This window comes from Pelomonas dachongensis (assembly GCF_043555865.1).
Taxonomy (GTDB): Bacteria; Pseudomonadota; Gammaproteobacteria; order Burkholderiales; family Burkholderiaceae_C; genus Pelomonas; species Pelomonas dachongensis.
The window spans coordinates 123,348-137,398 of the sequence record NZ_JBIGHY010000005.1 but is presented as its reverse complement, the minus strand read 5'-3'; the positions used below and the strand labels follow the sequence as shown (position 1 = coordinate 137,398).

The 14,051-nt window shown below is 67.1% G+C and carries 9 protein-coding genes, 1 tRNA gene and 2 pseudogenes; 6 read left to right on the top strand and 6 right to left on the bottom strand.

Features of this window, described 5'->3' with window-relative positions:
* Window positions 1–7 precede the first annotated feature (7 nt).
* Window positions 8–742 (bottom strand): osmolarity response regulator transcription factor OmpR, encoded by a 735-nt coding sequence (gene ompR / locus ACG02S_RS14905; RefSeq protein ID WP_394471254.1) that lies wholly within the window; start codon window positions 740–742, stop codon window positions 8–10.
* Window positions 743–875: 133 nt separating this feature from the next.
* Here ompR and ACG02S_RS14900 point away from each other — a divergent pair, with 133 nt between their 5' ends.
* Window positions 876–1,565 carry an SIMPL domain-containing protein gene (locus ACG02S_RS14900; protein WP_394471253.1) on the top strand — a complete coding sequence of 230 codons (690 nt, stop codon included), beginning with the start codon at window positions 876–878 and terminating at the stop codon, window positions 1,563–1,565.
* A gap of 89 nt (window positions 1,566–1,654) precedes the next feature.
* On the opposite strand, the gene ACG02S_RS14895 is transcribed toward ACG02S_RS14900, so the two are convergent.
* Window positions 1,655–2,425 (bottom strand): 3-hydroxybutyrate dehydrogenase, encoded by a 771-nt coding sequence (locus tag ACG02S_RS14895; RefSeq protein ID WP_394471252.1) that lies wholly within the window; start codon window positions 2,423–2,425, stop codon window positions 1,655–1,657.
* A 45-nt stretch (window positions 2,426–2,470) separates the two neighbouring features.
* On the opposite strand from ACG02S_RS14895, the gene ACG02S_RS14890 reads away from it, so the two are divergent.
* The 4 genes and pseudogenes from ACG02S_RS14890 to ACG02S_RS14875 all read left to right on the top strand — a co-directional run.
* Window positions 2,471–3,352: an alpha/beta fold hydrolase gene (locus tag ACG02S_RS14890; protein WP_394471251.1), complete on the top strand. Its 882-nt coding sequence runs from the start codon at window positions 2,471–2,473 to the stop codon at window positions 3,350–3,352.
* On the top strand, window positions 3,349–5,613 hold the full coding sequence (locus tag ACG02S_RS14885; protein ID WP_394471250.1) for a RelA/SpoT family protein: 2,265 nt from the start codon (window positions 3,349–3,351) through the stop codon (window positions 5,611–5,613). Before ACG02S_RS14890 ends, ACG02S_RS14885 begins: the two co-directional genes overlap by 4 nt.
* 45 nt (window positions 5,614–5,658) lie before the next feature.
* Window positions 5,659–5,735, top strand: a tRNA-Val gene (locus ACG02S_RS14880).
* A gap of 357 nt (window positions 5,736–6,092) precedes the next feature.
* A pseudogene (locus ACG02S_RS14875) lies at window positions 6,093–6,236 on the top strand (transposase domain-containing protein); the annotation flags it as partial.
* A 223-nt stretch (window positions 6,237–6,459) separates the two neighbouring features.
* Here ACG02S_RS14875 and ACG02S_RS14870 read toward each other — a convergent pair.
* The 4 genes and pseudogenes from ACG02S_RS14870 to ACG02S_RS14855 all read right to left on the bottom strand — a co-directional run bounded on the left by ACG02S_RS14870 (window position 6,460) and on the right by ACG02S_RS14855 (window position 11,092).
* A complete protein-coding gene (locus tag ACG02S_RS14870) occupies window positions 6,460–7,836 on the bottom strand; it encodes a HipA domain-containing protein (protein WP_394471248.1) in 1,377 nt (458 codons plus the stop codon).
* Window positions 7,833–8,201, bottom strand: coding sequence for a helix-turn-helix domain-containing protein (locus tag ACG02S_RS14865; RefSeq protein ID WP_394471247.1), 369 nt, complete (start codon window positions 8,199–8,201; stop codon window positions 7,833–7,835). The genes ACG02S_RS14870 and ACG02S_RS14865 overlap by 4 nt, the downstream gene beginning before the upstream one ends.
* Window positions 8,202–8,642: 441 nt before the next feature.
* Window positions 8,643–9,779, bottom strand: a pseudogene (locus ACG02S_RS14860) (IS3 family transposase).
* A gap of 137 nt (window positions 9,780–9,916) precedes the next feature.
* Complete coding sequence (locus ACG02S_RS14855; protein WP_394471246.1) at window positions 9,917–11,092, bottom strand: YbdK family carboxylate-amine ligase; 1,176 nt, start codon at window positions 11,090–11,092, stop codon at window positions 9,917–9,919.
* A gap of 321 nt (window positions 11,093–11,413) precedes the next feature.
* Here ACG02S_RS14855 and ACG02S_RS14850 point away from each other — a divergent pair, with 321 nt between their 5' ends.
* Window positions 11,414–14,044 (top strand): ATP-binding cassette domain-containing protein, encoded by a 2,631-nt coding sequence (locus ACG02S_RS14850; RefSeq protein WP_394471245.1) that lies wholly within the window; start codon window positions 11,414–11,416, stop codon window positions 14,042–14,044.
* The last annotated feature ends 7 nt before the right edge of the window (window positions 14,045–14,051 follow it).

Here is a 14,051-nt window from a genome sequence, read left to right as displayed (position 1 = left end):
TCGGGGCTCAGGCGTTCTCGTCTGGTACGAAAACGTAGCCCACGCCCCACACGGTCTGGATGTAGCGCGGCTGGGCCGGGTCGGCTTCGAGCATCTTGCGCAGGCGCGAGATCTGCACGTCCAGGCTGCGGTCGAAGGGCTCGAACTCGCGACCGCGGGCCAGCTGGGCCAGCTTGTCGCGCGACAGCGGCTGGCGCGGGTGGCGCACCAGCGTCTTCAGCATGGAGAACTCGCCGGTGGTCAGCGGCAGTTGCTCGCCGTTCTTGGTCAGTCGGCGCAGTGCCAGGTCGAACTCGAAGGGGCCAAAGGTGACGGTCATCGGCTCCTTGCTCGGCGCGCCCGGGGCTTCTGGCGGCGGACGGCGGCGCAGCACGGCGTTGATGCGGGCCAGCAGCTCGCGCGGGTTGAACGGCTTGGCCAGGTAGTCGTCCGCACCCACCTCCAGGCCGACGATGCGATCCACGTCCTCCACCTTGGCAGTCAGCATGATGATGGGCGTCTGGTCGTTGGCAGCGCGCAGGCGGCGGCAGATGGTCAGTCCGTCTTCGCCGGGCAGCATCAGGTCGAGCACGATCAGGTCGACGGTCTCGCGCGTCAGCTGCTTGTTCAGCGCGCGGCTGTCTTCTGCGAGCAAGACATCGAAACCTTCCTGCGTCAGGTAGCGGCGCAGCAAGTCGCGGATGCGGGCGTCGTCATCGACGACAAGGATTCGGTTCTGGCGGGTCGACGCGCTGTTGTTCATCGCGGTTCCTGAATTTGTAACAGCGCCATTGTGGTCAGGTTTGAAACCCGACCTTGTAGGACAGGGTGCAGCCGTTACAGCTCGTTGCCATCTGGCCGGGCTAAGCTCAATCACACCCTTGAAAGGAGAACTCATGCGTGCAGTCATTGCTCTGTCCACCCTGGTCCTGACGTTCGGAGCGCAAGCCGCGACCGAGGCGCCCCGCGAGCGGCTGAGCCTGTCTGCCAGCGCCAGCGCCGAAGTCACGCGCGACGTGCTGGGCATTTCGTTTTCGACGACACGCGATGGCGCGGACGCCAATGCCGTGCAGACGGCGCTGAAGCAGGCGCTGGACGCCGCGCTGGCGGAGGCCCGCAAGGTGGCCAAGCCCGGCCAGGTCGACGTGCAGACGGGCGGCTTCTCTCTGTACCCGCGCCACGATCCCAAGACCGGCAAGATCAATGGCTGGCAGGGCAGTGCGGATCTGCACGTGGAGGGCCGCGACACGGCCGCGGTGGCGCAGCTGGCGGGCCGCATTTCCACGTTGTCCATCTCGCGGGTGGGCTACAGCCTGTCGCGTGAGGCGCGCGAGAAGGCCGAGGCCGACATCACCGCCCAGGCCATCACCCGCTATCGCGCCAGGGCGTCGGACTACGCGAAGCAGTTCGGCTACGGCAGCTACGTCATTGGCGAGGTGAACATCGCCAGCGACGAGGCGTCGGCGCCGCGCCCGATGATGGCCATGCGCATGGTGAAGGCCGAGGCCGATGCGGCGCTGCCGACCGAGGCCGGAAAGGCGACGGTGACGGTCAACGTCAACGGCTCGGTGCAGCTTACGAAATGAGGGCCTCGGCTCGGCAGTTACGCCGAGCTACCCTCCGAGCGGGTGCGAGTCGGCTAGGGGGGGGGCCGGCGCTCGGCCCGCCGGGGCTGCTAAACGGCGGTCCAGCCGCCGTCCATCGCCCACGCCTGGCCGCGCACGTTGATGGCGGCGTCGGTGCACAGGAACACGGCGAGTGCGCCCAGTTCTGCGGGTGTCGTGAACTGCAGCGACGGCTGCTTTTCGGCCAGCAGGCGGCGCTTGGCTTCAGCGTTGTCGACGCTGTCCTTGACGGCCAGCGCGTCGACCTGCTTCTGGACCAATGGCGTCAGCACCCAGCCTGGGCAGATCGCGTTGACGGTGATGCCCGTCGTGGCCGTTTCCAGCGCAATGCTTTTCGTGAAGCCGACCAGGCCGTGCTTGGCCGCGACATATGCCGACTTCTGCGCCGACGCGACCAGACCGTGCGCCGACGCGATGTTGATGATGCGGCCCCAGTCCTTTTTTAGCATGCCGGGCAGCGCCAGCCGCGTGGTGTGGAAGGCCGAGGTGAGGTTGATCGCGAGGATGGCGTCCCACTTCTCGACCGGGAAGTCCTGCACCGGCGCCACATGCTGGATGCCGGCGTTGTTGACCAGCACGTCGATGCCGCCGAACTCCGCGTCCGCGTAGGCCACCAGCGCCGCGATGTCATCGGGCTTGCTCATGTCGGCGCCGTGGTAGCCCACCTTGACACCCAGCGCCGCCAGCTCGGCCTTCGGTCCCTCGGCATCGCCGAAGCCGTTCAGGATGACATTGGCACCGTCGCGCGCGAGCGCCAGCGCGATGCCCAGCCCGATGCCGCTGGTGGAGCCGGTGACCACGGCGGTCTTGCCTTTCAACATGGGAGGCCTTTCTTGGTTGCTAGGATGACTTCAAAGGATTGAACCATGACCCAGCCCACCCTGCGCTTCGTCAACTGCCTGGACGCCACCGGCCTGCATCGCATGGCCTATTGGGAGTGGGCCGGCCCCAGCGCCGACGCTCCGGTGCTGGTCTGCGTGCACGGCCTGTCGCGCCAAGGGCGGGACTTCGATAATCTGGCCCGCGCGCTGAGCGCCTACTACCGCGTCGTCTGCCCCGACATCGTGGGCCGCGGCCGGTCCGACTGGCTGCGCCAGCCGTCGAGCTATCAAATCCCCAGCTACGTCTCCGACATGGTGGCGCTTCTGGCGCGGCTGAATGTGGCGCAGGTAGACTGGGTGGGCACGTCCATGGGCGGGCTGATCGGCCTGGGCCTGGCGTCGCTGCCACGCCCCGACGGCATGCCCAGCCCCATCCGCCGCCTGGTGCTGAACGATGTCGGCCCGGCCATCCGCTTCGAGGCGCTGCAGCGCATAGGCGGCTACCTGGGCAAGGTGCTGCGCTTTGGCTCGCTGGCCGAGGGTGCGGCCTACCTGCGGACCATCTCCGAAGGTTTTGGCCCGCATAGCGACGAGGAGTGGCTCGCGTTGTCCGCGCCGCTGTTCCGCGAGGACGACGGCCAGTGGACGCTGCATTACGACCCGGCCATCGCGCTGCCGTTCTCGGCCGTGACGCCCGAGATCGCCGCAGGCGGCGAGGCCCTGTTGTGGGCCGCCTATGACACGCTGCGCTGCCCCACGCTGCTGATCCGCGGCGCTGAGTCCGATCTGCTGAGCCGCGAGACCGCCCAGGCCATGACGCAGCGCGGGCCGCGCGCGCGACTGGTCGAACTGCCTGGCATCGGCCACGCGCCTACGCTGGTCCATGCCGACCAGATCGCCATGGTGAGGGACTTCCTCAGTCCATGAAGACCGGCCTGATGACCGAGGGCGCGGCCACCGCGCCCATCGTGGCGCTGCTGGATGCTGGCGCCGCGCACTCCAACGCCGAGATCGCGCGCGCCCGTGCCTTCGCCGAGCCGCTGCTGACCGGACAGAGCCTGGACAGCGGCGAGGGTGCGCTGGCCCATGCCGACGGCGTGGCTGGCATCCTGGCCGGCATCGGTGCCGCGCCGGAGCTGCAGGCGGCCGCGTATTTGGTCTACGCGGCCGATTTCCTGAGCAAGCCGGAGGAGTTGGTTGCCAAGGCCTTCGGCGACAGCTATGCCAGCTTGGTCATGCACACGCGCAAGCTGGTGCAGTTGCAGCGTGCCGCGCGCGGTGCACGCATCGGGGGCGACCGCAAGTCCGATGCGAAGGCCGAGCAGACCGAGCGCGTGCGCAAGATGCTGCTGGCTTTCTCCAAAGACCTGCGCGTGGTGCTGTTGCGCCTCGCTTCGCGGCTGCAGACGCTGCGATGGCATGCGGCCAGCAAGACGCCTTGCCCGGTGGAGCTGGCCGCCGAGTCGCAGGCGGTGTTCGCGCCGCTGGCCAACCGGCTGGGCATCTGGCAGATCAAGTGGGAACTGGAAGACCTGGCCTTCCGCTTTCGCGAGCCCGAGGCCTACAAGTCTTTGGCGAAGGCGCTGCACGAGACGCGCGTGGAGCGCGAGCAGCGCATCGAGGCCGCCCGCGTGGCGCTGCAGGACGATCTGCACGCGCAGGGCATCGCGGCCGAGGTGCAGGGCCGGCCCAAGCACCTGTACAGCATCCACAAGAAGATGCAGGGCAAGGACCTGGCGCTGGAGCGCGTGTTCGACTTGCGAGCGTTGCGCGTCATCGTCGCCAGCCTGCCGGACTGCTACGCGGCGCTGGCACGGCTGCACGAGATCTTCACGCCGGTGCCGGGCGAGTTCGACGACTACATCGCCAAGCCCAAGCCCAACGGCTACCAGTCGCTGCACACGGTGGTGCTGGGGACGGATGGTCGCGCGATGGAAGTGCAGATCCGTACGCGCGAGATGCACGACCATGCCGAGCACGGCGTGGCCGCGCACTGGGCCTACAAGGAGGCCGGCGCACGTGGCTATGCGGGCGTGACGGCCGCCGGTGAATTCGAGGAACAGGTGGCGCGCGCGCGCAAGGCCGTGCTGAACCAGCTGCTGGCCTGGGAGCGCGACACGCTGGAAGCTCAGGCCGACGGGGCACCGGCGTTTGACGACCGCATTTACGTGTTCACGCCGCAGGCCACCATCGTGGAACTGACTGCGGGCGCGACGCCGGTGGATTTCGCCTACGCGGTGCACACTGACCTGGGCCACCGTTGCCGCGGCGCGCGCATCGATGGCCAGTTGCTGCCGCTGAACACACCACTGCAGAGCGGCCAGACGGTGGAGATCACCGCGGTGCGCGAGGGCGGGCCGTCGCTGGACTGGCTGAATGCGGACCTCGGCTACCTGCAAAGCCAGCGTTCACGCGCCAAGGTGCGCGCGTGGTTCAACGCGCTGCAACAGACGCAGACCATCGCGAAGGGTCGCGAGCTGGTCGAGAAGCTGCTGCAGCGCGAGGGCCGGACGGCGTTGAAGCTGGATGAACTGGCGGCGCGTCTGGGCTTCAAGGGCGCGGATGCGCTGTTCGAGGTGGTCGGCAAGGACGAGTACTCGCTGCGCAACATCGAGCTGCTGCTGCGCCCGCCCGAACCCGTCGCCGACGAGGACGAACTGCTGGCGCAAAGGCATACGCGCAGCGCCAGCACCGGCACGCGCGGCGGCGTGCTGGTGGTGGGCATCGACTCGTTGCTGACGACGCTGTCGCGCTGCTGCCGACCCGCGCCGCCGGATGCCATCTCGGGCTTCGTCACGCGCGGCAAGGGCGTGGCGATCCACCGCAGCGATTGCAGCAACCTCGCCGAGATGCGCCGCCGCTCGCCCGAGCGCGTCATCGCCGTCGAGTGGGGGGGCGGTGAGACAGGTGGCAAGGGCGCGCCGGTCTATCCGGTCGACGTGCTCGTGGAAGCGAGTGATCGCCAGGGCCTGCTGCGCGATGTGCTGGAAGTGTTCGCCAAGGAGAAGATGAACGTCGTGGCGGTCAATACGCAGTCGCTGCAGGGCGGCGCCGCCAAGCCGCGTACCGGCGGCGGCGAGACAGCGTGGATGAGCTTCACGCTGGAGCTGTCAGATGCCTCGCGGCTGACCAAGGTGCTGCGCGATCTCTGCGTCATGCCAGGCGTCAGGTCGGCGCGGCGAAAGTGAATGTGGACGAGCGCTGAAAATCCATGCTATAGTGCGCAGCTCTTCAGGCGCGTAGCTCAGTTGGTTAGAGCACCACCTTGACATGGTGGGGGTCGTTGGTTCGAATCCAATCGCGCCTACCAAATTCGGTAGGTAGATCAAGCACTTAGCGGAAACGCTAGGTGCTTTTTCTTTGCGCGTACGAAAAGAATACGAAAAAGCGACGGCCCTCGTATCGGGCCCCTCGCTTGCGAAGTCACTCATGCAGGTTCGTCGATCGTCGGTGGAGGTCTAGCGGGCCACGAGGGTCTCGTGGCCATAGCGTTTCCGAACCACAGGCCAAGATTTAGCTAATCCGGGCCTGCTGAGAGTCGCCCCAGGGTCATGGCAGCGCAGACGGCAGCGTCCGGCATCCATCCAGCGACCGCGAGGGCGACACTGTGCCTGACCTCTACGTGGACCACCTCGCCAGAGGCAAGGCGCTCGCTGTACAGGTGCTGCACTCGGCCCGCATCAACGGGCACGACCCGTACGCCTACTTCAAACCCGTCCTGGCTCGCTTGCCGACATGTCCGGCCAGCAAGATTGACGAGCTTCTGCCGCATCGGTGGCCGCCAACCGCCTGGGCTCAGTTATTCGGCTGATCACGCCGAATTCCCATCCCCCGTTCCGATTCCCATCCTCTTTTATAGAAGGGATGGGAAACACGGGTCGAGAGGCTGGGAAACGCCGTCAAGGTGTGTTCGGCGGATGCCTACGGCGCGAAGGCGTGAGAGACGGCCCGCAGGCGGTCTGATCGGAGTGGGGACGGGGGCATCAGGCCAGCGAATGGAACGATGAGTCCGTGCTCTCTCCGTGCCCGCTCGGTCAAAGGCGGTTCTTCGGAACCTGGGCGATTGCGCCCGCCTTGGCGTACACGGTCGTGCAGCGCTCCTGCAGCCGCAGCTCCATGCTTGCAAGCAGTTCGGGCGGGACGCCTTGCTGCTCCAACGCGACACGCGCGTCGCGAAGCAGTCGAGGCAGCATCCAGCTCAGGGCCTTGAGGCGTGTCGCGAGGTGTCGAGGCGCGACATTGCACTGCACGGCCATGCTGGCCCACTCGAAGGGCGTGAGCTCATCAGGCGTGAAGGCATCGCCGATCCCCATGGCGAAGGTCGTGCTCATGTGGTCGTGCGCCACTGACTTGACGTCGACGAGGTCGTAGGCGGGGGCAAGCGTGAGCAGGCCGGCCTGCGGGCCGACAAAGAATGACCAGTTCTTTCCGTGAGCGTCGGTGTTGCCGACGAGGACGTTGAAGAGTGTGCGATCCAGCAGTTGGTTGCGCATTGCCAGCGGAGTCGGACTGAGGTCGGCCAGGCCAAAAAGACGCGGCAATGAAGCACCGTCGCGGAGGTGCCTCACGGCGTCCTGGTCGCCGTAGGCGCGCTCGTACTTCAGCTCGGGCGAGAGGCCGAGAGCCTGACAGGCATCGATGATGTGCAGGCGCTCAACGCGGCCATCGCCGCTGCGCCTCCTGTCGAAGCGCTCGACGAGGAGTACCGGCTCCGGCACGTGAAGTAGCCGCGTCCTGGCCGTTGCGATGCCCGCGGCTGCGGCCAGGTGCATGCAAGTGTGCTCAATGGCCGGCAGACTGGCAAAGCGGGCGTCCGGGGGGGCTGGCTTGAGGATGACGGTGGAGGCATAGCCATCGCCGTTGGCAAGGAACAGTTGGCCTTGGTCCTCGAGCACAGCGATCTTGTCCTGCAGCCCGGCAATGGACAGGCGTACCTTGCCGTCCCAGATCGCGAAAGGCAGATCAGGGCGGTTGCGAATGCGTTCGCTCAGTTCGGACTGTGGCAACGGGCGGAGGGCAGCCTCCGCGGGCTGAGCCTGCAGCGTGTCGTCAGCGAGCGTGACGCGCAGTGCGCCGGCGGTCTCTGCGCCGAGTGCGACGAGCAGTCCGGCAAGGTTGCCCCGGGCGACGCCATTGGCCTGTGCGGCAACTTCGAGGGCCTGACCCTCCGGCAGCAAATTCTGGAAGAAGGCGCGGACGATCGCCGAACGAGTTTCCGCGGGCAGTTCAGCAAAGGCCTTGGCATCCGCCGCATGCGCTGCGGCGAACATGGGGATCTGCGGGCTGAGAGGGAAGTTGCGGGGTGACTCGCGCCAGGCTTGTGCGTAGCTGAAGTCGAAGAGGTTGCTCTGCGCATCATGAGACAGCGTGCCAACGCGATCGTGACCGGCCCAGACGGCGAGCTGAATCATGTCGAACGCTCACGTTCCAGCGGCTGCCTTGAAGGAGAGGGCCGTTCCGAATCGACGCCGCCCCAGGGCTTCGGTCGTGCTTTGCGCAGACCCTGCAGCGCTGTCGCCGCTTCGAAGTGCACAGCCAGCGGAGCGGCGAACACAACCGCGCCGAGGTCGCGCGCCACGCGAAGCGCAGTGCCGAGCGCGACCGTACCCTTGCCACCTTCCAGGTCGCTGAGCGTCGCCTTGCTGATGCTGAGTGCCTGCGCGGCGGCTTCCAGACTGATGCCCGCGCCAGTGCGTGCGGCACGCACTGCTTGGCCGAAGGCTCCGGCGTCGCGGATCAGAGGGTCGGGAAAGGGCTCCGGCTTCACCTTGCGCATCTTCTCTCCTGGTTTGGCAGGATTATATAAAAAGACGCAGGCTCAGGGCGTATTTCGGATGGTTTGGCAGGAATTTATAAGTCGAGCGCCTCCCGCGGTCTAAGCGGCTACTTTGGCAGCCGATATCACGCGGCAGGCATCAAAGCCTGCGAACGGCGTCGTTGGATTGCATGAGCCTATCCAGGCTGGCATCGGTGTGGCGAACCTGTACGACCGGGCTCTTCGCGAAATGCGGCGACTGTTGGGACAATCCTTCGAGAAACTCGAGCTGAGCTCATCTACGAACATCCATCGTTCCCGCGCGACGTTCTGAGCGTCGCGGAGATGATTGGCGGGCGCTCTTCCCGATTGAGTGGTTGCTGACACATCCACCGTGACGGTTCGATGCCGTCATCCGATGGTGACCTTGCCCGCGTTTCCCGGATCCCATAGCTGAGACCGTTACGCGGGTTGCCTTTGCAGGGCGGCAAGCCATGCCCTCTCGAACTGCATCGGACTGACGTAGCCCAGCGACGAGTGAAGTCGTCGGTGGTTGTAGAACGTCAGCCAGTCGACGATCTCGTCCATCGCATCGCGCCGGGTGGCGAAGCGCCGCCCGTGCAGCCTGCCGACCTTCAACGATCTTTGCGGCTCATCGAGCTTCGCATGCCGTACTTGGTCAGCGCGGCCTGGAAGTCCCCGCTGCAGTACTGACTTCCGCGGTCGCTATGGAAGATCAGCCCGGCCTCGGACCTGCGTCGGAACCACGCCATGCGCAGTGCGTCGATGACCATCTCGCGCCGCATGTGCGGCTGCATTGACCAGCCCACCACCTGGCGGCGAACAGATCAATGACGGCCACCAGGTACAGCCAGCCTTCGTCGGTGGCCACGTAGGTGATGTCGCTTGTCCAGACGCGATCCGGCGCGGCCGGGGTGAACTCTCGGTTGAGCAGGTTCTCCGCCACAGGCAAGCCGTGGTTGCTGTCGGTGGTCGCCTTGAACTTGCGCTTGCCCCGGGCCTTGATGCCATGCAGCTTCATGAGCTTGCGCACGTGCTCCTTGCCCACGCGGATGCCGCGCGCGAGCAATTCCTTCCACACCCGCGGCCAGCCGTACTCGCTACGCACCTCGGCGTGGATCGCCTGGATGTGCACCCGCAGCGCGTCGTCGCTGACGCGGCGCCGCGGCCTGGCCAAGCGCAGTCGGTGCTCCTGGTAACCGCTGGGGCTCACGCCCAGCGCTTCGGAGGCCAGCGACACCGGGAAGTGCTCGCGGTTGCGCTCAATCCAGGCGTACTTCACTCTCGCTGCTTCGCGAAGTACGCCGTCGCTTTTCCCAAGATATCGCGCTCCATCTTGACCCGCGCCAGCTCGGCGCGCAGCCGCGCAATCTCCATCTGCTCCGGGCTCACCGGCTCCGCTCCCGCGCCCGTCAGCCGACCGTCCTTTTCAGCCTTGACCCAGTTGTGCAGCGTCTGCTCCGAGATCTCCAGCATCTTGGCCGTCGCCGCCGCACTCTGCCCGCCCTTGACCAGCCGCACCGCCTCGAGCTTGAACTCCAGCGTGTACCGCGCCCTCTTCACCTTCGTCACTTCCATTCTCCTTGCCTGAATTCAGCCACTCAGCAAGGGATCCGATTCTCGGGGGCAAGATCAAGCTTCCGCTTTTGGTTGAGCCGTTTCGTTGGCGCGCGCAGGATGGGCGCACGCCTTCAGTTGCCAAGTGCCTTGCTTGTTCAGCGCGCCGAGTCGTCTTGGGCCATCGGGGCAACGAGGTGATCGCACAGCGCCGCGGCATATGCCGCCAAGGTGTCGCCGCTGGGCTCTTCGCCCTCAGGCAGGCTGTGGGTGGGGGAGAAGGAGCGCCACAGCGCCCGCATCTGCGCATGGTCCTCCTGTGCTGAAAGTCCTGCCGAGATGGCATCCAGCGCCCGCCGATCGATGGCCGTTTGCGGGTCGCCAGCCAGCCGGGTGCAAAGCGCCGAGGCCCAGTCCCTGGCGATCAGCCATTGCCCGCTGACAGGGTCGAACAGGCGGGCTTGCAGTCCATCACGACAAGCCAGGAATCGGCTCACCTTGCCTTCGGTGACGTGGCGGCGGGGCTGGGACAGCTCAAGTTTTCCGTTCAAGGCGAGGCCTGCGATGGCACGCGTCCACGCGGCCAGATTGACCGCCTTGTCGACCGTCAGCGGTGTGTCGAACACGCGGACCTCGACGGTGCCAAGCTCCGGCTTGGGCCGGACATCCCAGTAGATGTCCTTCAAGGTCTCCGCGATGCCGGTGTTGAAGAACTCCTGGGCGAGCGACTCGAAGTGCGCCCAGTCCAGCAGGTAGGGCATGGGGCCGCCGTGAGGGTAGACCAGCGGCTCCAGCGGCCGAGAGGCGGCGAAGCCTGAATCCACGTGCTGCAGGAAGGGCGAAGCGGCGGACATCGCGATGAACAGCGGGGTGTGGGCCTGCAGCACGTTGGCGACGCGCACTGCGCTTTGGGCGTCGGGCATGCCCACATGGACATGCATGCCGTAGGTCGAGAAGCGCTTGGGCAGAAATCCGAAGCGCCGGTCCAGCTCTCGAGCGCGCTTGGACGGCGTGAGCCGACGCTCGTTCCAGAACTGGGCGATATGAGTGCCGCCGCCGCATACCGCGACACCGTGGGCCTTTGCCACCTGCTGCAACTGAGCCACCCGCGCTTGAACCTCCTGACGCATCGACTCGGCGTCTTCGTGCACTGAGGAATTCAGTTCAATCGTCGACTGCGTCGCCTCCAGCGCATACAGCTGGCCGTGCGGCGTTTGCTGCAGCTCCCGCCAGATCGGTAGGCTCGTTGGAGACAACTGGCCGGTGCCGAGATCAACGATCTCCAGCTCCAGTTCCAGGCCGAAGGTCAAGGGTCGAGAAGGAATGAAGTCCATTGCAGCAGGTGTCGGGCGCCGGATCGGCGCGTGAAGAGGTGAGGCCCACGAAGTCGTGGGCGGCTCGTGCGCACACGCAGTGGCAAACGGCGTGCCAAGCGGGTCGGGCCCGGCGGCATGACGCTTGCCGTACTGGCATCCAGTCACTAACTTCTTAGCTGCCTCCCAACATCTGCATGCCACATCCCGCTTCCTCTGCCGGGGCGCCGTCGCCCGCCACTGCGCAGGCGCGTGTGCTATTCGTGGCACCGATCCTCCTGGCCGCCATGAACGGCCGTGCCGCAGGCAAGACGGCACGCAGCGTCGGCAAGAGTTACCCGCATGGCTGACCGCGACCTGTCCGGCTTTGTGCGCGTGCGCGGCGCGCGTGAGCACAACCTGAAGAACGTCGATGTGGACGTGCCGCGGGACGCGCTGGTCGTGTTCAGCGGCGTGTCAGGCTCGGGCAAGTCGTCCCTGGCTTTCGCGACGATCTACGCGGAGGCGCAGCGGCGCTACTTCGAGTCGGTCGCGCCGTATGCGCGGCGCCTCATCGACCAGGTCGGCGTGCCCGCCGTGGACGCTATCGACGGCCTGCCGCCCGCCGTGGCGCTGCAGCAGTCGCGTGGCACGCCCAGCGCACGTTCGTCGGTTGGCAGCGCGACCTCGCTGTCCAGCCTGCTGCGCATGCTCTATTCGCGCGCCGGCCACTACCCCGCCCACCAGCCCATGCTGTACGCGGAGGACTTCTCGCCCAACACGCCGCAGGGTGCCTGCCCGACCTGCCACGGCCTGGGGCGCATGTACGACGCCACCGAGGCCTCCATGGTGCCGGACGACTCGCTGACGATCCGCGAACGCGCCGTCGCTGCGTGGCCGCCCGCGTGGCATGGTCAGAACCTGCGCGACATCCTCGTCACACTGGGTCACGACGTGGACACGCCGTGGCGCCAGCTGCCGAAGAAGCTGCGTCACTGGATCCTGTTCACCGAAGAGCAGCCTACCGTGCCGGTCTATGCTGGCTTCACGCCCGCCGAGACGCGCGACGCGCTGCGCCACCGGACCGAGCCCAGCTACCAGGGCACCTTCATGGGCGCCCGCAAGTACGTGTTGCACACCTTCGCGACGACACAGAGTGCGCTGATGAAGCGCCGCGTGTCGCGCTACATGATCGCGAGCGACTGTCCCACCTGCCACGGCAAGCGACTCAAGCGCGAGGCTTTGTCGGTGACGTTCGCCGGGCTGGACATTGGCGAAATGTCCGGCATGACCTTGCGCGACCTGGCCGACGTGCTGCGGCCGGTTGCTCAGGGCCAGGCGCAAGCCGGCCGTGCCGGCGGCGTCATCAGCCGCGCGGCGTCGAGACAGCAGACCGCCCGCCGCGTGGCGGCAGGCCTCAGTGCGCATGCCGCCGCACCCGACGTGCGGCGCACGCCGGTGCTGTCGGAGGAGAAACGTACCGCCGCGCAGCGCATCGCGCACGATGTGCTCGACCGCCTCACGACGCTCAACGAACTGGGCCTAGGCTACCTGTCGCTGGATCGCGCGACGCCCACGCTGTCGGCGGGCGAACTGCAGCGGCTGCGTCTGGCGACGCAGATCCGCTCCAACCTGTTCGGTGTCATCTACGTGCTGGATGAGCCCTCTGCCGGCCTGCACCCTGCCGACGGCGAGGCCTTGCTGCAGGCGCTGAAGGGCCTCCGCGCGGCCGGAAACTCGCTGTTCGTCGTCGAGCACGATCTGACCCTGATGCGCGAGGCCGACTGGCTGGTCGACGTCGGCCCCGATGCCGGCGAGCGCGGCGGCGAGGTGCTGTATAGCGGGCCTCCCGCCGGACTGCAGGCTGTGCCGCAGTCCCGCACGGCGGCCTACCTTTTCCCCGGCGCGGGCGTGACGCCAGCGCGGCGGCGCGAGACGCGCGGATGGCTGCGGCTGGAAGGCGTGACGCGCAACAACCTGCGCGGCATCGATGTCGAGATCCCGCTGGGCTGCTTCGTGGCCGTCACCGGTATCTCGGGCTCGGGCAAGTCCAGCCTGGTGAGCCAGGCGATGGTCGATCTGGTGAGCCAGGCGCTCGGCCACGAGCCGCCCGTTGCGGATGCCGATGAGGACGACGCCGACGGCCCTGCGCGCGAGGCCACCCGCGGCCGCATTACCGCCGGCCTCGAACACATCCGCCGTCTGGTGCAGGTCGATCAGAAGCCCATCGGCCGCACGCCGCGCTCCAATCTCGCCACCTACACCGGTCTGTTCGACCACATGCGCAAGCTGTTCGCCGCCACGACAGCCGCGCGCCGACGGCGGTTCGACGCCGGCCGTTTCTCGTTCAACGTGGCGAAGGGGCGCTGCGAGACCTGCGAGGGCGAAGGGTTTGTCAGCGTCGAGCTGCTGTTCATGCCCAGCGTCTATGCGCCGTGCCCCACCTGCCACGGCGCGCGCTATAACGAGGCCACGCTGAAGGTGACCCTGCGCGGCAAGACCATCGCCGACGTGCTGCAGTTGACCGTCGACGACGCGCTGGCGTTCTTTGCCGACGACGCCTCGCTTGCCCGGCCGCTGACGCTGCTGCAGCAGATCGGCCTGGGCTATCTCCGCCTGGGCCAGCCGGCCACGGAGTTGTCCGGCGGCGAGGCGCAGCGCATCAAGCTGGCCACGGAACTGCAGCGGGCGCAGCGCGGCACCACGCTGTATGTGCTGGACGAGCCCACGACGGGGCTGCATCCTGCCGACGTCGACAAGCTGCTCACACAACTCGGGGGTCTCGTCCAGGCCGGCAACACGGTCGTCGTCGTGGAACACGAGATGCGTGTCGTCGCGGCCAGCGACTGGGTCATCGACATCGGTCCCGGCGCGGGCGCCGAGGGCGGCACCGTCGTCGCATGCGGGACGCCGGAGCACGTGGCGAGCCTGGCGGGCGTGACGACCAGCCGGACCGCCTCATTTCTGCAGCGACAGCTGAACCCGGAACGTTGATGGCGGG